The organism is Bradyrhizobium yuanmingense (genome assembly GCF_025200905.1).
Classification (GTDB): domain Bacteria; phylum Pseudomonadota; class Alphaproteobacteria; order Rhizobiales; family Xanthobacteraceae; genus Bradyrhizobium; species Bradyrhizobium yuanmingense.
In genome coordinates this window covers 4,866,267-4,885,444 of sequence record NZ_CP104173.1, presented here as the reverse complement: position 1 = coordinate 4,885,444, position 19,178 = coordinate 4,866,267, and the positions used below count along the sequence as shown (strand labels likewise).

The following is a 19,178-nucleotide window of genomic DNA, read 5'->3' as shown; positions in this document are numbered from 1 at the left end:
GACCGAATCGCAATTGGTTTGATGCAGTCCGAATCACAAATCCCCATCGCGGCAGCGACGAAGCGGCGATTCGCCGTGGGCCTCGCCGTGTTCTATTCGGCCTTCTTTGCGGTCCTGGGCACGCATGTGCCGTTCTTCCCGGTCTGGCTGAAGGCGATCGGCATTGACGCTGTCTGGATCGGCATCATCGCCGCGCTGCCGGCGATCACGCGCTTCACCACGCTGCCGCAAGTGACCGCTTTTGCCGAAAAGCGGCAGGCCATTCGCGCCGCCATCATGGTGTCGGCGCTGGCCACCGCGATCGGATTTACGATGGTCGGCCTGCAGCAGCAGCCGCTGGCGCTGTTCCTGGTCTACGCGCTGACCTGCATGGTGTGGACGCCGACGATGCCGCTGACCGATGCCTATGCGTTGCGCGGTGTCGCCCGCTACGGGCTCGATTACGGACCCCTGCGGCTGTGGGGGTCGGCGGCGTTTGCCGCCGGCTCGCTCGCCTGCGGCTATCTCGTCGACGTCGTCGCTCCGCGCGACCTGATCTGGGTCATCGTCGCCTGGGCCGTCGTCGCGGTTCTCGCCAGCCTGCTGCTGCAGCCGCTCGACGATCTCAGGCGGAGGACGCCGGAGCGGCATGCCGGCAAGCCGCTGCTGCGCGATGCAGCCTTCTGGGCCGTGATCGCATCGGCGGCGCTGATCCAGAGCAGTCACATCGCCTTCTACACCTTCTCGGCCATCAACTGGCAGCTGCAAGGCATCAGCGGGCTGACCATCGCGGTGCTGTGGACGCTGGGCATCATGGCAGAGATCGTCGTGTTCGCGCTGTCGCCGCGCTTCTCGCTGCAGCCGTCCACGCTGATGGCGATCGGCGGCGTGGTCGCCGTGCTGCGCTGGATCGTCACCGCGAGCGAGCCGCCGCTCGTGCTGCTCGCGATCGCCCAGCTCGGCCACGGCTTCAGCTTCGGCCTGACCATCGTCGGCACCATGAACCTTTTGGCGCAGCGCGTGTCTTCGCATCAGATCGCGCGCGGGCAGGGCTATTACGCCGCCTGCAACGGGCTCCTGGGGGCGGCGACGTCGATCGCATCAGGCGCGATCTACGCCCGCATCGGCGACAATGTCTATTACGTCATGGCGGCGATGGCCGCTGCCGGTGCCATTCTGATCTGGTCGGCGCGGCATCGCCTCACGGCTCAGCCCCAGAGCGAAGCGTCCGGCGGGTAGACCAGGCTGCCGTCATAACGCAGGCCGTGGTCGCGGTCGCGCGCCAGCAGCAAGGGGCCGTCGAGATCGACGAAGCGCGCCTGCGGCGTCACCAGCATTGCAGGCGCCATCGACAGCGAGGTCGCAACCATGCAGCCGATCATGATCTCGAAGCCGAGCGCCCGGGCAGCATCGGCCATGGCCAGCGCCTCGGTGAGGCCGCCGGTCTTGTCGAGCTTGATGTTTACGGCGTCGTAGCGTTCGCGCAAGGGCGCAAGCGACTTGCGGTCATGCACGCTCTCGTCGGCGCAGACGGCGAGCGGGCGCTTGATGCGCGCCAGCGCTTCGTCGCGGCCTGCCGGCAGCGGCTGCTCCACCAGGGTGACGCCCGAAGCGGCGCAGGCGGCGAGATTGGCCTCCAGATCGGCCTCGGTCCATGCCTCGTTGGCATCGACGATCAGCTCGGCCTCAGGGGCGGCCTTGCGCACGGCCGCGATGCGCTCCGGATCGCCGTCGCCGCCGAGCTTGATCTTGAGCAGCGGACGGTGCGCCGCTTTGGCGGTCGCGGCGGCCATGGCCTCGGGGGTCGCTAACGAGATCGTGTAAGCCGTGGTGCGCTCTTCCGGGGCCGGGCGGCCCAGCAGGTTCCAGGCGCGCAAGCCCGCCGCCTTGGCCTCGAGGTCGATCAGGGCGCAATCCAAGGCGTTGCGGGCCGCACCTGATGGCATTGCGGCCTGGAGGGTCTCTCGCGTCAGCCCGCCCGCGACGGCCTCCTGCATGGCCTGGATCGCGGCCAGCGTCGCCTCCGGCGTCTCGCCGTAACGGGGATAGGGCACGCATTCGCCGCGGCCGGTCAGGCCGCCCCGGCTGACCTCCGCCACGACCGTGACGGCCTCGGTTTTGGCGCCCCGACTGATGGTAAAACTGCCGGCGATCGGGAAGCGCTCGATTCGCGCCGCCAAAGCTGCAAATTTCATGGAAGTCATTTTGAACTCTGGCGAAATCTGAACCTGCTAGTTACCTCTAGCAACTAACATTAACCCTTGGGGATACCTTCTCTGGGTAAGGGCGCGTGCGCAACCATCTGATTTTCTCCGCCCCGGCACGGGAGCGGACATGAGTGGCGATCCGAAGCTGGAACGGATTGCCAAGGGCAACGCCCTGGCACTGTGCGCCACCGGCACCTGGACCGCGAGCTTTGCGCCGGTCCTGGAGCGGATGGTCGCCGACGCCGAGAAGCTTGCAGACACCCCGCAAAGCATCTTCATCGACGTCTCCGAGGTCGCCAAGCTCGACACGTTCGGCGCCTGGCTGATCGAGCGGCTGCGCCGCAGCCTGACCAAGGGACCCGTCGAGGCCCAGATCGCGGGCCTCTCCGCCAATTATTCCAGCCTCGTGGACGAGGTGCGGCGGGTCAGGGCGACGGCCATGGTCGACAGCGACCCGATCACCATCTCCGGCATGCTGGAGCAGATCGGACGGGCCGTGGCCGGCGTCGCCGGCACGGTGGCGGGCCTCGTCGACATGCTGGGCGCCGTGCTCGCGGCGTGGTTTCGCGTCCTGATCCATCCGCGCTCGTTCCGCCTGACCTCGACCGTGCATCACATGGAGCAGGTCTGCTGGCGCGCGGTGCCGATCATCGTGCTGATCACCTTCCTGATCGGCTGCATCATCGCGCAGCAGGGCATTTTCCATTTCCGCCGCTTCGGCGCCGACATCTTCGTCGTCGACATGCTCGGCGTGCTGGTGCTGCGCGAGATCGGCGTGCTGCTGGTCGCGATCATGGTCGCGGGCCGTTCGGGCAGCGCCTACACCGCAGAACTCGGCTCGATGAAGATGCGCGAGGAGATCGACGCGTTGCGCACCATGGGGTTCGATCCGATCGAGGTCCTGGTGCTGCCGCGCATGATGGCGCTGGTGCTGGCGCTGCCGATCCTCGCATTCCTCGGCGCCATGGCCGCGCTCTATGGCGGCGGTCTGGTAGCCTGGCTCTATGGCGGCGTTCAGCCGGAGGCCTTCCTGCTGCGCCTGCGCGACGCCATCTCGATCGACCATTTCATCGTCGGCATCGTCAAGGCGCCGGTGATGGCCGCCGTGATCGGCATCGTCGCCTGCGTCGAAGGGCTCGCCGTGCAGGGCAGCGCGGAATCGCTGGGTCAGCACACCACCGCGTCGGTGGTGAAGGGCATCTTCTTCGTCATCGTCATGGACGGCATCTTCGCCATCTTCTTCGCCTCGATCGGGATGTGACGATGGCAAGAGAAACTCAAAGCGAGATACAGGACCCGATCATCCGCGTCCGCGACATCACCGTGCAGTTTGGCTCAACGCGCGTGCTGGACGGGCTCAACCTCGACGTCAAGCGCGGCGAGATCCTGGGCTTCGTCGGTCCCTCCGGCGCGGGCAAGTCGGTGCTGACGCGCACCATCATCGGCCTGGTGCCGAAGGTCGCGGGCTCCATCGAAGTGTTCGGCGTTGACCTCGATTCATCGAGCGCGTCGCAACGGCGCAATGTCGAGCGGCGCTGGGGCGTCCTGTTCCAGCAGGGCGCGCTGTTCTCCTCGCTGACCGTGCGGCAGAACATCCAGTTTCCGATGCGCGAATATCTGCGCGTCTCGCAGCGGCTGATGGACGAGATCACCATGGCCAAGCTCACCATGGTCGGCCTCAAGCCCGAGGTCGCCGAGCGTTTCCCGTCCGAACTCTCCGGCGGCATGATCAAGCGCGTGGCGCTGGCGCGTGCGCTGTCGCTCGATCCCGACCTCGTCTTCCTGGACGAGCCGACCTCCGGCCTCGATCCGATCGGCGCGGGCGACTTCGACGAGCTGGTTCGGACCCTGCAGCGCACTTTGGGGCTGACGGTTTTCATGGTAACCCACGACCTCGACAGCCTATACACAGCATGTGACCGCATCGCCGTTTTAGGGAACGGTAAGATCATTGCGGCAGGGTCGATCGCCGACATGCAGGCCTCGCAGCATCCCTGGCTGAGGCAGTATTTTCATGGCAAGCGCGCCCGCGCGGTCATGGGTTGAGAGCTGGGTTGAGTAGCCGGAGCACCTGATGGAAACGCGGGCGAACTACATTTTGATCGGCTCGTTCACGCTGGCGGTGATCGCCGCCGCGATCGGCTTCGTGCTTTGGTTTCAGTCGCTGCACACCACCAAGCAGCGCAGCCCCCTGCGCGTCGTGTTCGAGGGCCCGGCGGCGGGCCTGCGCAACGGCGGCAGCGTCAATTTCAACGGTATCAGGGTGGGCGAGGTGGTCTCGGTGAAGCTGGACAACCCGCGGCGGGTTGTCGCACTCGCCATGATCGAGAACAACGCCCCGATCCGCAAGGACACCCTGGTCGGCCTCGAATTCCAGGGTCTCACCGGCGTTGCGGCGATCTCGCTGAAGGGCGGCGAGGAGGCCGCGCCAGCTCCGCCGCTCGACCAGGACGGCATCCCGACGCTCACGGCCGACCCCAACAAGCTCCAGGATGTCACCGAGGCGATCCGCGCCACGCTGCAGAACGTCAACAAGATCGTCGCCGACAATCAGGAATCGGTGAAGAACTCGCTGAAGAACCTCGAGACCTTTACCAACTCGCTGGCGCGCAATTCCGAAAAGATCGACGCCGTGATGGCCAAGGTCGATGGCGTCATGCTCAAGGCCGACAATCTCATGCTCGGCCTCAACACGCTGGCCGGCGGCAAGGACGGCGGCGAGCTGTTCCAGGCGGTGAAGTCGATCCGCGAGCTAGCCGAAGATTTCGACAAGCGCTCGGGCGCTCTGATGGCCGACGGCCGCCGCACCCTCGGCGACATTAGCCGCGCCGTGAACAATTTCGACCGCAACCCGACCCGCGTCCTGTTCGGCGCCAGCAACTCGTCGCAGCCCGCCCCGCCGCCCGAGCCGCCGAAGCCTGCGGCAGCGCCGAGGCGGTAGGCGGTAGGAAAGCGCGAATGGGGAGTGGCGAATAGCGAGTAGCGTATACAGCCTTCCTCACGGATCGATCCCAAACAAAACGGAGCCCGCGAGGGCTCCGTTTTCATTCGCTATTCGCAATTCGCCATTGGCGAGCTTCCGCTCACCCCAGCCGGCCCGCCGCGTGCGCGAGCAGGGTGTAGACCAGGCCCGTTTCCGAGATCAGGTGGCTGCGCAGCTCCTGCGGGCCGCGGCCGTCGCGGGCGACTTCGTCGAGCAGGCGCTCGAACTCGGCGACGTAGCGGTCGACCGTGCCCTTGAAGTTGCGGTCGGCGCGGTACTTGCGGGCGACCTCGTCGAAGGCCTTCTGGCCGGCGGGCGTGTACAGGCGCTTGGTGAAGGCCTTGTTCTCGCCGCGCTGGTAGCGGTCCCACATCTCGGCGGCGAGGTTGCGGTCCATCAGCCGGCCGATGTCGAGCGACAACGATTCCAGCGGATTGCTGCTTGCCTGCGGCGCCTGCGGCTGCGGCGCGGGTGCCGCGCGGCCACGCGGGGCCTGGCCGGCCGGTGCGCCCTGATTGGCGTCGGTGCGGTTGAGCAGGTCCGACAGCCAGCCGTCACGGCCCTGGTCGTTGCCACCGGGCGCGACCGGCGGCGCTTCGGTGCGGCGCCCGGCCGGCATGCCGAGGTCCGGCGGCGGCAGCGTCGAGGCGCTGCCGATGTCGCGCATGCGGGTCTCGGGAGCCCGGCCGCCGACGGCGGCCAGCACCGGCTCTTCCTGGCGTTGCACGCTGGCGCGGCCCGCCGTGGTGACGTCGAGCCCGCGGCCGTGCTGGGCCACGATGCGGTTGAGCTCGGCGAGCGCCTCGATCTGGTCGACGATCACCTTGCGCATCTGCGCCGTGCTCTCGGCGGCCTCCTGCGGCATCTCGAGTACGCCGCGGCGCAGCTCGTTGCGGGTGGCTTCGAGCTCGTTGTGCATCTCCAAAGCCATCTGCTTCATGCTGGCGACGAGGTTGGTGAACTTCTCGGTCGACTGCTTGAACATCGTATCCGCCTCGTCCGTGGTCTGGCGGTAGATGTCGTGCATGGCCTCGATGGTCTGCCGGTGCTCCTCTTCGGACGCCGCGCGCACCGCCTCGAACTGGCGGGTGATCGCGGCCGAGCCGGCGCCGGCGGTCTCGGCGACGACGCGGGCGATGTCGCGGGCGCGCTCTTCGGCCGCGGCAAGCGATTCATCGAGCAGGCCGGTGAAGCGCGACAGCCGCTGGTCGAGATCGGCCGTGCGCAGGTCGATCGTGGTGACGAGCGATTCCAGTGCCTGCTTGCGTTCGGCGAGCGAGGCAGTGGTGTTCTTGTTGCTCTGCTCGACGACCTGCGCGGCCTCGACCAGCGCCTGGCCATGCTTGTCGAACTGGGTCGACAGCTCGCCGAGATCCTGCAGCGCCTTCGTGGTCTTGCTGTTGAAGACGTTGAGCTGCTCTTCCAGGTTCTGCGTCGCCGCGCCGTTGCGCGAGGTGACGTCGTTCATCGCCGAGACGAAGTCGGCGACGCGGGTCACCAGCGCCCGCTCGAGCGAGTTGAGGTTGTCGTGCGCACCGGTCAGCACCTCCTGGAGCAGGATGTTGCCTTCGCGCAGGCGCTCGAACAGGGCGACCGTGTCGGTGCGCAGGATCTTGCTGGTCTCCTGCATCTCCGTGACGGCCGCGATCGAGACCTGGCGCGACTGGTCGATCGCGGAACGCGAGGCCTGCTCGAGGTCCTTGAGCGACTTGCCGACGGCGCTGGTGGCGACCTCGCTCGCCGCGTTGATGGTGCGGGCGACTTCCGAGCCGTTGCCCATCATGGTCTGCGAGAAGGCCTGGCCGCGCGTCTCGATCGACTTCAGCGCGTCGGAGGTGACGCGGTCGATGTCGAGCGTGAGCTGGCTGGTCTTCGAGCCGATCGCGTCGACCAGTGCGCCGCGCTTGGCGTCGATCATGTTCGACAGGCGGTCGGCCTGCTGCTGCACGTAGGTGACGATCTCGTCGGTCTTGCCGGTCATGGCCTGACCGAAGCTGGAGCTGGCGGCGAGCACCGAGCGCTCGACGTCGGCCGAGCTCGACTTGACGCGCGAGCTCGCCTCGTTGGAGGCGGAGATCAGCGCGTTCTGGGCGTTGAGCGCGCTGGTCTGGATATCGTTGGTCGCGTTGGCGGCGGCCGCGCTCAGCGTACGCTCGATCTCGGTCGAGATCGTGCGGATCTGGCTCGCGGCGTCGGCCGAGGTAGAGGTCAGCGAGATCTGGGCTTCACGCGCGCTGTTGAGGATGGTCGAGGCGGTGTCGGCGCCGACCGCGGTCAGCGTGCGCTCGATGTCCGTCGTCAGCGACTTGATCTGGCCCGCCGCATCGGTCGAGGCGGAGATCAGCGTGCCCTGGGCCTCGCGCACGCCGCTGGTGAGCGCCTCGATGGTGGCGCCGCCGGCTGTCGCCAGCGCGCGCTGCATCTCGGCCGCGAGCGAACGGACCTGGCTGGTTTGTTCTGCGGAGACAGCAAGAAGGGTGCTCTGGGCGTCTCGGGCGCTGGTGGTGATCGTCTCGGCGGTGGTCTGGCCGACCTGAGAGAGCGAGCGATGCACTTCGGCCGCGAGCGACTTGACCTGGCTCGCCGCGTCCGAGGACGCCGTCACCAGCGTGCTCTGGGCCTCGCGGGCGCCGCTCATGATGGTCTCGGCCGTCGAGGTGCCCGCCATCGTCAGCGAGCGCTGCACGTCCGAGGACAGCGCCTTGATCTGGTTTGCGGTCTCGGTCGAGGCCGCGATCAGCGTGCTCTGCGCATCGCGGGCGCCGGCGGTGATCGACTCCGCCGTGGCGGTGCCGGCCATCGACAGCGAGCGCTGCACGTCGGCGGTGAGGGTCTTGACCTGGCTCGCCGCATCCGAGGACGCGGTGACGAGGGTGGTCTGCACCTCGCGGGCGCCGGCCAGGATCGAGGCTGCGGTGGCGGAGCCCGCCGCCGACAGCGTGCGCTCGACGTCGGCCGCGAGCCCCTTGATCTGGGTGGAGGCTTCGCCCGAGGCCGCGACCAGCGTCGACTGCGCTTCGCGCGCGCTGGTCAGGATCGAGTTCGCCGCACCGGTGCCGACTGCGGTCAGCGCCTGCTCGACCTCGGCGGAGGTCATCTTGAGCTGGGCGTTGACATCGGAGGAGACCGTCAGCAGCGACTGCTGGGCGGTGCGCGCGCCGGTCTGGATGGTCTCGCTGGTGTTGACGACGAGGTTGGTGAGCGAGCGCTCGGCGTCCTCGACATGCGAGCGGATTGCGGTCGAGATCATCTCGGCGCGGGACATCATGTCCTCGCTGGCCTGACGTCCGCTGCTTTCGATGCGGCCGGCGACGGCCTCGACGCGGGAGCCGAGCAGGTCCTCGAACTGAGCCACGCGCACGTCGATGTCGCTGGCGACCGAGCCGACCTTGGTCTCGATGGCCTGCTGGATCTCCTGGAAGCGTGCCGTGACCGTGTCGGTCAGATGCGTGCTGCGGCCGTCGATGATCTCGGTGACGCCGGTGATGCGGCGGTCGACCGCCTCGATCGCCTGCGCGGTGCCGTCGGTGAGCGTCGAGGTCAGCAGCGTCAGGCGCGTGTCGATCGACTGCACGGCCTGCGATGCGCCGTTGGTCACGGCGGTGGTCAGGTAGGTGAGGCGGGAGTCGATGGATTCGAGCGCCTGCGTCGCGCCACCCGTGAGCGTGGTCGTGAGGTGGGTCAGGCGGGTGTCGATCGACTGGATGGTCTGCGATGCGCCGTCGGTCAGCGAGCTCGTGAGGTGGTTGAGGCGCGCATCGATGGTTTCAATGGCCTGCGAGGCACCGTCGGTAAGCGAGCTCGTGAGGTGATTGAGCCGTGCATCGATTGTTTCGATGGCCTGCGACGCCCCGCCGGTCAGCGACGTCGTGAGGTAGGTGAGGCGGGAGTCGATAGACTGGATCGCCTGCGCGGCACCGTCGCTCAGCGACGTCGCCAGCGTGTTGATGCGTCCGTCGATGGTCTCGGTCATCGACTTCGCGCGGCTGTCGAACGACAGCTCGAGCGCGGCGACGCGGCCGACGAGCTGCTCGTCGAAGGTCCTGATGTGGCCTTGGATGGTGCCGTCGAGGCTGGCGATCTTGCCGTTCAGCGAGGCGTCGATATTGCCGACGCGTTCGCCGATCGTGGTCTCGAACTGCACGAGGCGCTGGTCGAGCACCGCCGTGATCTGGCCGCCGTTCGACGTGAAGCGGGTGTCGAAATCGTCGACATAGGTCTTCAGCGTCTCGGCGATGTCCTGCGTGCGCTGGCCCATGCGCTCGACGATCTCGCCGCCGAAGGTCTTCACGGTGCGGTCGAACTCGGAGATGTGGCGGGTGATCAGCGCGCCCAGCGTGCCGGAATCGCGGGCGAACTTCTCGACCAGCTCGGTGCCCTGGTTCCTCACCAGCTCGTCGAACGCGCTCATCTGCAGCGACAGCGAATCGTGCGCGGTCTCGGTCTGGCTGACGACCTTGGCGACCAGGGCGTTGACGGTGGCGTCGAGCGCCTCGCTGGCCTTGTCACCGCTCGTCATGATCTGGCCGGCGAGGCGATTGCCGGCGTCGTCGATCTTGGCGGAGATGTCGTTGGACCGCAGCTCGAGCTCGAGCAGCAGCGAGTCCGACGAGTTCTTCAAGGAATCGTGCACCTGCTCGGTACGCTCGGAGATGCCGTCGACGATCGCGGCGGAACGCTGCTCGAACTCGCCGGTGATGCGGTCGATGCGCTCGTTCAGCATCTCGTGGACGCGGTCGGCGAGGTCGACGAACTCGTCGTGGACGTGGCCGGTCTTGAAGTTGAGGCTCGTGGTCAGCCGCTCGCTGGCGTCGAGCACGGCGCGCGTGGTCTCGTTGCTGGCCTCCTCGAGACGGTCGAGCAGGTCGCCGCCGCGCTCACCGAGCGCCAGGATCATGTTGTCGCCGGCATTGCTCAGCGCCTGGGTGATGTGGGCGCCGCGCTCTTCCAGAGCGCCGGTGATCGACTTGGCCACCTCGTCGACGCGGGAGGCGATCGCGTCCGAGATCAGCGCGATGTCGTGGCGCAGGTCGATCTGCACGCCGGAAATGGCGCTGCGAACCTGCTCGGCCTGGCCGACCAGGTTGTCGCGCTGATGCGCGATGTCCTGGAGCAAAGCGCGGATGCGCACCTCGTTGTCGGAATAGGCGCGTTCGAGCGCGGCGACCTCATTGGCGACCAGCGTCTCGAGCTCACCGGCGCGCGCGATCGCACGCTCGATGCCGTCGCCCATCGCCGCGACCTCGCGGCGGATGGCCTGGCCCACGGTGACCATGGAATCGGAGGCCGAGCCTTCCGGCTCGGAGAAGCGGATCGCGACCTGCGCCATCGCCTGCGCGATCATGCGCATTTCCTGGCCGCGCCAGACGAGGCTCGCGAGGAAGTAGAACAGCATGACCGGCGCGAAGAACATCGCGACGAGGCCAGCGATCACGAGCACGCCGCCGCTCTGGCCCATGGCGGCCTGGATCGAGGGCAGGAAGCCGACGGTCAGCGCGGCGCAGGCGGCGAGCCAGATGCCGGCGAAGATGGTGGCGAAGGTGTAGACGCTGCGGGCAGGGCGGCCCTTCTGCAGCGCCTGGAGCAGCTGGCCGATGGTCTCGCGATCGTCGTTGGCGGCGCGGCGCGCGGTGCGCGGCTCCTCGACCGGGTCGAACACGGTCGAGCGCTCGTTGGCGGCGGGGCGCGGCTCGAAGCTCGGCTCGTCGAAGACCGGAGGCGCGGCCGGCGGCACCGGGGGCGCCGTTTCGTTGCGCATTGCGGCGTTGCGGCTGGTATCGGCCGCGGTGTCGCTGATGTTCAGAGCTTCCTGGATTGCAGAAAGCGCAACTTCTGTAGGGTCTTTGACCTTTTTCGGAGTGTTCGCCATGTTCAGTCCGAGCCCTCGTTACTTGTACGCGTCCCCCCGCGAGCCCTGCGCGCGACGCAAGCCCACAGACCGGATCATGCCGCTTGCGCGGATCTCCGAGCCGTCCCCACCCGGACGGCTTGTCCGCCAATTTCTGCAACATCCTATTGGCAGAGCGTCGCGAATGAAATGCCCGCAATTAAGACATTCTTAATCATCGTTAACAGGATCGCGCCGTAACGCCTTAGCAATCAACGCAATTCTCAACCAGACTCGGCCAATTGCGGCAACTTTTCGTCAATAAACCGGCGGATCTGCGTCAAATCCCCCAAACATTTCGTTAACCATTTCCATGCTTGGGTGAGGGGAATCTGACCGCCGGACCGGCGGCCGTCGCGCGAAGCCGGGGCCTGCGCCATGACGCCTGAACTGCAAGGGATGGACTGGATGCCTTCGCCCCCGCTTGCGCCCATCGACAGCCCGCTCGACCTCGATCACCTCTCTCGAATGACGCTCGGCGACGCTGAGCTGGAGCAGGAAGTGCTGGCCATGTTCGCGGAGCAGGCGGCCCGTCTGCTCGCGGCGATGACCGCATTGCCGGCCGAGACCGGCGCTCTCGCGCACAAGCTCAAGGGCTCGGCGCGCGGGATCGGCGCCTTCGCGGTGGCCGATGCCGCTGCCAGCCTGGAGACTGCGATCCGGACCGGCCATGGCCGGCCCCACGCCTTCGCCGCGCTGAAAGAGGCGGTGGCCGAGGCCCGCGCTGCCATCGCGGCGATGCTGAAGCGTTGAGCCGATGCGGCCGGAGCTGGGTTCTAGTCGCTTGTTTTGACGCGTTTTCTTCCCGCAAAGCGGGAATCATTTGGCTTCAAAACGCTATGGCGCCGGGCTGACCGACCCGTTATAGGACAGCCGGGACCCTCCTTCATTCAAAGCACCGCGGCAGCACGAGCACACATGGCCAAGATTCACTTTGTCGACCACAAGGGCGAAACCCGCACGGTGGAAATCGAGAACGGCGCAACCGTGATGGAAGCTGCGATCCGCAATAGCATTCCCGGCATCGAGGCCGAATGCGGCGGCGCCTGCGCCTGCGCAACCTGCCATGTCTATGTCGACGAAGCCTGGCGCGAGAAGGTCGGCAGCCCGACGCCGATGGAAGAGGACATGCTCGACTTCGGCTTCGACGTGCGCCCGAATTCGCGCCTGTCTTGCCAGATCAAGGTCTCCGACGAGCTCGACGGCCTCGTCGTGGCGACGCCCGAGCGCCAGGCCTGATCCGTCTCCAAGCAGACTGTCCAAGTCGACTAGGTGCTCGGCGGCGCGACCTCGATGCCGCGCTTGTGCCAGGGTCTGAGCTTCTCGATCACCTCTGCGGTCAGCGGCGCCGGTCGCCGCGTCGCCTCGTCGAGCAGGACGCCGACCGACGTCGCCGACGCAATGCACGTGCCGTTCGAGAACACGACCTGCTCGAATGTCACCGACGTTCGCCCGAGCTTGACCACGCCGAGGCCGAGCTCGATCGAGCCGGGCCAGTGCAGCTCGGCGCGAAAATGCATGTCGAGCCGCACCATGATCCAGGCGAGCCCCGGCGGGGTCAGCCCGTATTCGGGAAGCTTCATCAGCGTGACACGGCCGGTCTCGAAATATGTGGCATAGACCGCGTTGTTGACGTGCTGGTTCGGGTCTAGGTCGCCGAACCGGACGTTGTCGCTGAGGCGAAACGGAAAGTCCTCAAGGCGCGGGGTCGTGTCGAGGCGGGCTGGTGCGTTCACCGATTGATCTCCGTCATATCCATCCTCGTTACAGCCCAGTTATTTTGGCCCGGCAAGTGGGCGCGGCTGCGGGGCGATCCCGCTTTTATGCCTTTCCTGTTCCATCCCCGTTGGCTAGACAGGCAGGGTCACCTCTGCCCAACGGGCGCCGTCCAACCGATAACGATCGATAAAGAGACGACATGAGCGACGTGATCAAAACCGATGTGCTGATTATTGGGGCCGGGCCGTGTGGTCTGTTCGCCGCCTTCGAGCTCGGCCTTCTCGACATGAAGGCGCATTTCGTCGACATCCTCGACAAGGTCGGCGGCCAGTGTGCCGAGCTCTATCCGGAAAAGCCGATTTACGACATTCCCGGCATTCCCCAGGTTTCGGGGCAGGGGCTGACCGACGCGCTGATGGAGCAGATCAAGCCATTTCATCCGACCTTCCATCTCGGCGAGATGGTCGAGACCGTGGAGAAGATCGGCGATCCCTTGTTTCGCTGCACCACGGATGCCGGCAAGGTGTTCGAATGCAAGGTGGTGGTGATCGCGGCCGGCGGCGGCTCGTTCCAGCCCAAGCGCCCGCCTGTGCCCGGTATCGAGGCCTATGAAGGCACCTCGGTGCATTACGCCGTGCGCAAGATGGAGACGTTCCGCGACAAGAGCGTGCTGATCGTCGGCGGCGGCGATTCCGCGCTCGACTGGACGCTCAATCTGCATCCGATTGCGAAGCGCATCACGCTGCTGCATCGGCGCGACGAGTTTCGCGCCGCGCCCCATAGTGTCGAGCAGATGCGCGCGCTGGTTGCCGGCGGCAAGATGGATCTGCGGCTCGGCCAGGTCACCGCGCTCTCCGGCGCTGACGGAAAGCTCACCGGCGCCACCGTCAAGGGCAACGACAACAGCGTCACCGAAATCGCTTGCGACACCATGCTGCCGTTCTTCGGGCTGACCATGAAGCTCGGCCCGGTCGCGAATTGGGGCATCGCGCTGGAGAACAATCTGGTGCCTGTCGAGACGTCGGCGTTCGAGACCAATGTGCCGGGCATCTTCGCGATCGGCGACATCAACACCTATCCCGGCAAGATCAAGTTGATCCTGTGCGGCTTCCACGAGGGCGCGCTGATGTCGCAAAAAGCCCATCGCTATGTCTATCCGGAGAAGCGGCTCGTGTTCCAGTACACGACCTCGTCCTCCAGCCTGCAAAAGAAGCTCGGTGTCAACTGACGGAAGCGTTCGGGGCGGCGATGCCCCATGTTTCTGGTGCTGGAACCGTTCGTGAAATCGCCGTAGTCTGCGGCCATTCCGGTCATAGGCTTGGCCAGGTTTTTGGCTTAGCACAGTTTGGCTCTGCGAAGTCTTGGCTCAGCAAAGGTGATTGGCTCAGCAAGGTGATCATAATGCGGACTCTCATTTCCAGCTTTCGGCTGCCCTCCTTCCTGGCGCTCGCATTGTCGCTCGCGATCGTGACGCCGTGCGCGGCGCAGACCGCCGAGCCCACTGCGGCGGGCCTTTGGCAGAAGGTCGAAGACGGCAGGACGGTCGGATGGTTCCTCTTCGTAGATCGCAACGGCGTCTTCGAAGGTGTGATCGCCAAGACCTTCCCGCGGCCAACCGACGACCCGAATGAGGTCTGCTCCAAGTGCACCGACGATCGCAAGAACGCTCGGGTGCTCGGCATCTCCTTCGTCCGCGACATGAAGCGCGAAGGATTGAAGTACGAGGGCGGCAACGTGCTCAATCCGCGCGACGGCCAGATCTGGAAGGCCAACATGCGGGTCAGCCCCGACGGTCAGACCCTGACGTTGCGCGGCTATCTCGGCATCGCGCTGCTCGGCAAGGACGAGACCTGGACGCGCCTGCCCGATGCCAACATCGCGCAGGTCGATCCGGCCATCGTCGCAAAATACTTGCCCGCGCAGGCTGCAGCCGCCAAGCAACCGGCGCCCGCGGCGAAGAAGGGCGGCGCGATGATGGCGCCGGCAAAGCAGTAAGGGCGCAAGCCGCGCGCTGCGCGGTCTCAATGGCCCGGTCTCCAGCCTGTGCGGCCACCTTCGCCGAAGGGCGAACGTGCCTCGGGCGCCCTCCAGTAGTTCCCCGGAATGCGCGCTGGCGCTGGATTTGCATAGCTGTCGGCAAAGCTGCTGGGGGAGCGAGTCGCCGTCTCCACGCCTGCCGCGCACCATGCGGAAGGCGGACGGCAGCGTTTGCCCCGCGGTGATCACTTCGACCGCGGAGACCACATGAAACGTGCAAGACAGTGTGCCGCCGTGCTGCTGGGGCTGGCGGTTCTGACGCATGCGGCGCTGGCGCGCGACGACGGCCGCTTCGCCAACTCGCCCCTGAAACCCTGGTTCGAGAGTCTGCGTAGCGAGTTCGGGCTATGCTGCTCGGATGCCGACGGCTACGTCATCGCCGACGTCGATTGGGAGTCCGATCGCGGTCGCTACCGCGTGCGCATCGACGACGAGTGGGTCGTGGTGCCTGACGGCGCCGTGATCACCGTCCCGAACAAGATCGGCCGCACCATGGTGTGGAAGCACTATATCGACGGCCATCCGCGCGTGCGCTGCTTCATGCCGGGCAGCATGACGTAGAGGCGCGTGGCCATTCCGGCCGGCGCGGAGCGCCGAGCCGGAACGACAACGCCAAGCTTAGCGCGCCTGGTTGTTCGAACCCGCGCTCGCGAGCTGCTTGATCCGCGGCGACAGCACGGCGACCTGCACGGGCGAGGCCGGCATGCCGGCGACGATCATCGCGGGGCTCGCAGACTGCTCCTGGACGCCGGCGCCGCCGAGCACCTGCACTTGCGTTGTCGTGATCGGAAACGACGTCACTTCGTAGGAGGGAAGCTCGCTGGCGAACGCGGCGGCTGAGCTCGCAATCATGGCGCCGGCAACGGCAATCATCGAGAGAACACGCATTGGAAAATCTCCGTGGAAGATGTCAATCGGAGGTTTGGTCGCCGCGATGGCAGAACAGGTTCGCCCGCGCGCGAACATTCCCGTTGTCTTCGGCGCAGATATTGATTGCGTGATGCGAAGGGACGAAACGCGGAAGACGTTTTCCGCGCCAATGTTTCCGGACGGTTTCGCGAAAAGCGCCGATGCGCCCGCTCAATGCTCTTGCAGATCGAACTGCGCAGATCTCGCCGGCGCGGCGGCCGCGGCAAAGCGCAGGCGCATCGTCGTGCCGTAGCCGGGCGCGGAAGCGACGACCAGCTCCCCGCCATGCGCCGCCATGATCTCGCGGACGATCGACAGGCCGAGACCGGCGCCTGCACCTGCGGCGTTGCCGGTCTGAAACGGCTCGGTCAGCCTGTGTTCGGCGCCGTCGGGCAGGCCCGCGCCATCATCGTGAATAGCCACGCCATCGCAGCCGATCGTGGCGACGATGCGCCGCGCGCCATGGGCGTGGATGAGCGCGTTGCCGACGAGATTGGCAAGTGCACTTCGGATCGCAGCGTCTACGCCCTGCACCACGAAGGGACCTCTTCCCTCGTGCTCGAGCGCAAGCTCGATGCCGGCGTCCAGCGCCGACGGGCTGAAATCGGCCAGCACGTCCAGCGTGATCTGGGCAAGATCGATCGGCCGCTTCTCGATCGCATGATTTTGCAATCGCGCCAGGTCCAGCATCGCGGAGACCAGCGAGGTCAGCCGGCGGACGTCGCGCACCAGCTCGGCCTTCAGGGCCGGCTCGGGCACGTCCTCGATCTTGGCGCGCAGCAGCGTCAGCGGCGTGCGAAGCTGATGGGCGGCATTGCCGAGGAAGCGGCGCTGCATCCTGATATAGGCGTCGATCTCGCCGAAAGCGCGGTTCAGCGCCTCGACCAGCGGCTTCAACTCGCGAGGGACCTCGGACAGCGATATCAAACCTTGCGGCGCCGAGGGGTCGATCGCGAGCGCGCGACGCGCCACCCGCTCGATGCTACGAGAGACGAAACGTGCGGCAAGCGCTGAACCGATGGCGACGGTCGCGGCAAAGGCCAGCGCCACCAAGGCGATCGAAAAGACCCTGCGGAGGAGAAAAGTCCTTGCAATCCGGCCAAAGCGAACCTGAGGCTCGCCGACCATCATCGCGAGCCGCAACGGGCCCCGTTGTACGGCGGAAAGACAGAAGGTGCTCTTCTGGTCGAGCGTGCTGAAAACGGACGAGCCGATGGGCCCGTGGTAGGGCAGCACGAAGGGAAGGGGAGGCCGGTGTTCGCTGCCGTACTCGCTGAGCAGGTCGCCCGCGGACACCACGTACCAGAGGTTTGGGCTGTCCAGCTTCAATTCCTCGAGCGCAGGAGTCGAGCGTATTATCAGTCTTTGCCCTTCGATCACCGTCGCGCGATCGAGAACGGCCGCTACGACCTGGCACGCCCTGAACTCGCGCTCCTCCGTCGGGTAACGCCATATGAAGAGGCCAAGCATGATCAGGAAGATCGTGGTGGCGGCGATACCGAGCGAGAACGCAAAGGTTCGGGCGATTGACTTCATCGCGGCGTTGCCAGCCGCAGGATGTAGCCGATGCCCCGCATGCTGCGGATCTCGACGTCGCCGCCGAGTTCGGCCAGTTTCTTGCGCAAGCGCGAGACCTGCGCCTCGAGCGTGTTGGACTCGATCTCGTCGTCGAAGCCGTAGATCTCCTCGATCAGGGCGGCGCGGGTGATGACGCGGTCGCGCCGCATCAGCAGCGCCCCCAGGATCAGCGCCTCGCGCCGGCGCAGCAGGATCCTGGTGTCGGCGACTACCGCCTCGTTGCTGCCGAGGTGCAACTCGACGTTGCCGAGCGACAGCACCGATGGGGCCAGCAGCCGAGGCCGGCGCAGCACCGCGCGCACGCGCGCAAGCAGCTCCTGCGGCTCGAACGGCTTGCCGAGATAATCGTCGGCCCCGCCGTTGAGCCCTTCGACGACATCCTCCTTGGCGTCCTTGGACGTCAGCATGATAATTGCGGGCCGCTCCGCCGATTGGCTCAGCGCCGTGACCACCTGGAGCGCATCTCCGTCGGGTAGCATCCGGTCGACGATCGCCAGATCATACTTGAAATTGTTCAGTGCCTGGCGGGCATCGGCGATCGAGCCGACGAGGTCGACGATGCCGTGCAATTGCCCGAGCAGCCGGCTCACATAGGCGCCGATCTGTGGTTCGTCTTCGATCACGAGGGAGCGCACGCGGGTCGTCCTTGACTCTGCTGGGGCAACAACACCCTGACCGTGACGCTCCCTGGCCGAATTCTGGCGTTTCGGCTCGTGCGCGAGGGTTCCCTTAAAGGCAGCGAGCTTGGCGAATAAAAGGCAGGACCGGGTGAGCGCGCGGGCACGGCCCGTCACGTTTTTGAGGGCGTGATCGCGGTGGTGCAATGTTGGGGCAATGTTGATCCGGCGGGCGTGCCTGCCAGCGGCGGACATGGCCCTGGGGAGCATCCGATCGCACCTTGCAATCTTGGGGCAATTTTGCCGGACCAGATGCTGTGGCTCCTAACCACAACAGTCGACTCGGCCTGCAAAGGCCGGTCCGGGGCCCCGCAATGAATGATTTCGAAGAAGCCGCTCTCCGCCTCACGGCGATTGTGCGGCGGACGACCGCCTGTCTCGCCGCACTCGGTGCGATCATGGCGACTGCGCCATCAGTCTCGGCGCAGACCGCCTTCACGCTGCCAGCGCCGCCATTGGAGCTGCCGATGCTGCCCTCGCCGTCGGGCAACTGGACCGTCATGGTCGGCATCGGCGGCGAATACAAGCCCGAGTTCGTCGGATCGAACAACGGAAGGTTTGCTCCGGTCCCGATCTTCTCCATCCGCCGCGCCGGATCAGTCGACCAGTTTCGCGGACCGCGCGACAGCACCAGCATCGCGCTGCTCGACATCGGCCATTTTCGCGCCGGCCCCGCGTTCAAATACGTCGCCTCAAGGAAGGCCGACAAATATGCCGAGCTGACCGGCCTTGGCAATGTCGACGCCGCCTATGAGCTCGGCGGCTTCGTGGAGTATTATCCGGTCGACTGGCTGCGCCTGCGCAGCGAGTTGCGCCAGGGCATGGGCGGCCATACCGGCACCGTCGCGGATGTATCTGCCGACGTCATCGTGCCGCTGATTCAAAGGCTGACGATCTCGGCCGGCCCGCGCTTCACCTGGAAGAGCACCAATGCCACTGCGCCGTATTTCGGCGTCGATGCCGTGCAGGCGCTGGCATCGGGGCTTCCAAGATACGATGCCAGAGGCGGTGCGCACTCGGTCGGTTTCGGCAGCCAGATCTCCTACCGCATCAACCCGCAGTGGGAGGTCCACGCCTATGTCGAGTACCAGAAGCTGCTCGGCGATGTCGCGGACAGCCCGCTGGTGAAGCTGCGGGGATCCTCGAACCAGACCACCGTCGGTCTCGGTGCGTCCTATTCATTCGATTTCAGGATCCGATAG

General features: G+C 66.2%; 16 protein-coding genes. 10 read left to right on the top strand and 6 right to left on the bottom strand.

What is annotated here, in order from left to right; translation table 11 throughout:
• Nucleotides 1–21: 21 nt before the first annotated feature.
• Nucleotides 22–1,218, top strand: a complete 1,197-nt coding sequence (locus N2605_RS23115) for an MFS transporter (protein ID WP_260343287.1) — start codon at nt 22–24, stop codon at nt 1,216–1,218.
• Here the strand turns inward: N2605_RS23115 and dgcA are convergent.
• Nucleotides 1,188–2,183, bottom strand: a complete 996-nt coding sequence (gene dgcA, locus N2605_RS23110) for an N-acetyl-D-Glu racemase DgcA (RefSeq protein ID WP_260343286.1) — start codon at nt 2,181–2,183, stop codon at nt 1,188–1,190. The genes N2605_RS23115 and dgcA overlap by 31 nt on opposite strands.
• A gap of 130 nt (nt 2,184–2,313) precedes the next feature.
• On the opposite strand from dgcA, the gene N2605_RS23105 reads away from it, so the two are divergent.
• Genes N2605_RS23105 through N2605_RS23095 form a run of 3 tightly spaced genes read left to right on the top strand, consistent with a single transcriptional unit; the run spans nt 2,314 to nt 5,127 of the window.
• Nucleotides 2,314–3,447 carry an MlaE family ABC transporter permease gene (locus tag N2605_RS23105; RefSeq protein ID WP_036015553.1) on the top strand — a complete coding sequence of 378 codons (1,134 nt, stop codon included), beginning with the start codon at nt 2,314–2,316 and terminating at the stop codon, nt 3,445–3,447.
• A 2-nt stretch (nt 3,448–3,449) separates the two neighbouring features.
• On the top strand, nt 3,450–4,232 hold the full coding sequence (locus N2605_RS23100; protein WP_036030235.1) for an ABC transporter ATP-binding protein: 783 nt from the start codon (nt 3,450–3,452) through the stop codon (nt 4,230–4,232).
• Nucleotides 4,233–4,260: 28 nt separating this feature from the next.
• On the top strand, nt 4,261–5,127 hold the full coding sequence (locus N2605_RS23095) for an MlaD family protein (RefSeq protein WP_036015558.1): 867 nt from the start codon (nt 4,261–4,263) through the stop codon (nt 5,125–5,127).
• Between the two features lie 142 nt (nt 5,128–5,269).
• Here N2605_RS23095 and N2605_RS23090 read toward each other — a convergent pair whose 3' ends face one another.
• Entirely contained in the window at nt 5,270–11,038 is a 5,769-nt protein-coding gene (locus N2605_RS23090; RefSeq protein WP_225148300.1) for an apolipoprotein A1/A4/E family protein, read from the bottom strand.
• 396 nt (nt 11,039–11,434) lie between these two features.
• Between N2605_RS23090 and N2605_RS23085 the strand changes: the two genes are divergently transcribed.
• Entirely contained in the window at nt 11,435–11,809 is a 375-nt protein-coding gene (locus N2605_RS23085) for an Hpt domain-containing protein (RefSeq protein ID WP_109143156.1), read from the top strand.
• Nucleotides 11,810–11,974: 165 nt separating this feature from the next.
• Complete coding sequence (locus N2605_RS23080; RefSeq protein ID WP_008143731.1) at nt 11,975–12,295, top strand: 2Fe-2S iron-sulfur cluster-binding protein; 321 nt, start codon at nt 11,975–11,977, stop codon at nt 12,293–12,295.
• 29 nt (nt 12,296–12,324) lie between these two features.
• On the opposite strand, the gene N2605_RS23075 is transcribed toward N2605_RS23080, so the two are convergent.
• The gene (locus N2605_RS23075; protein WP_225114188.1) at nt 12,325–12,792 is read right to left on the bottom strand and encodes an acyl-CoA thioesterase; all 468 of its coding nucleotides are present in this window, start codon (nt 12,790–12,792) and stop codon (nt 12,325–12,327) included.
• A 182-nt stretch (nt 12,793–12,974) separates the two neighbouring features.
• Here N2605_RS23075 and N2605_RS23070 point away from each other — a divergent pair, with 182 nt between their 5' ends.
• The 3 genes from N2605_RS23070 to N2605_RS23060 all read left to right on the top strand — a co-directional run bounded on the left by N2605_RS23070 (nt 12,975) and on the right by N2605_RS23060 (nt 15,373).
• A complete protein-coding gene (locus N2605_RS23070; RefSeq protein WP_036015581.1) occupies nt 12,975–14,003 on the top strand; it encodes an NAD(P)/FAD-dependent oxidoreductase in 1,029 nt (342 codons plus the stop codon).
• Between the two features lie 173 nt (nt 14,004–14,176).
• A complete protein-coding gene (locus N2605_RS23065) occupies nt 14,177–14,770 on the top strand; it encodes a DUF2147 domain-containing protein (RefSeq protein WP_225148301.1) in 594 nt (197 codons plus the stop codon).
• A gap of 249 nt (nt 14,771–15,019) precedes the next feature.
• Nucleotides 15,020–15,373 (top strand): hypothetical protein, encoded by a 354-nt coding sequence (locus N2605_RS23060; RefSeq protein WP_036015590.1) that lies wholly within the window; start codon nt 15,020–15,022, stop codon nt 15,371–15,373.
• Nucleotides 15,374–15,430: 57 nt separating this feature from the next.
• On the opposite strand, the gene N2605_RS23055 is transcribed toward N2605_RS23060, so the two are convergent.
• The 3 genes from N2605_RS23055 to N2605_RS23045 all read right to left on the bottom strand — a co-directional run bounded on the left by N2605_RS23055 (nt 15,431) and on the right by N2605_RS23045 (nt 17,934).
• A complete protein-coding gene (locus N2605_RS23055; protein WP_036030219.1) occupies nt 15,431–15,700 on the bottom strand; it encodes a hypothetical protein in 270 nt (89 codons plus the stop codon).
• Between the two features lie 192 nt (nt 15,701–15,892).
• Nucleotides 15,893–17,257: a sensor histidine kinase gene (locus N2605_RS23050; RefSeq protein WP_036030218.1), complete on the bottom strand. Its 1,365-nt coding sequence runs from the start codon at nt 17,255–17,257 to the stop codon at nt 15,893–15,895.
• The gene (locus N2605_RS23045; protein WP_036015597.1) at nt 17,254–17,934 is read right to left on the bottom strand and encodes a response regulator transcription factor; all 681 of its coding nucleotides are present in this window, start codon (nt 17,932–17,934) and stop codon (nt 17,254–17,256) included. Before N2605_RS23045 ends, N2605_RS23050 begins: the two co-directional genes overlap by 4 nt.
• 356 nt (nt 17,935–18,290) lie before the next feature.
• Here N2605_RS23045 and N2605_RS23040 point away from each other — a divergent pair, with 356 nt between their 5' ends.
• Nucleotides 18,291–19,178 carry a MipA/OmpV family protein gene (locus N2605_RS23040; RefSeq protein WP_225114190.1) on the top strand — a complete coding sequence of 296 codons (888 nt, stop codon included), beginning with the start codon at nt 18,291–18,293 and terminating at the stop codon, nt 19,176–19,178.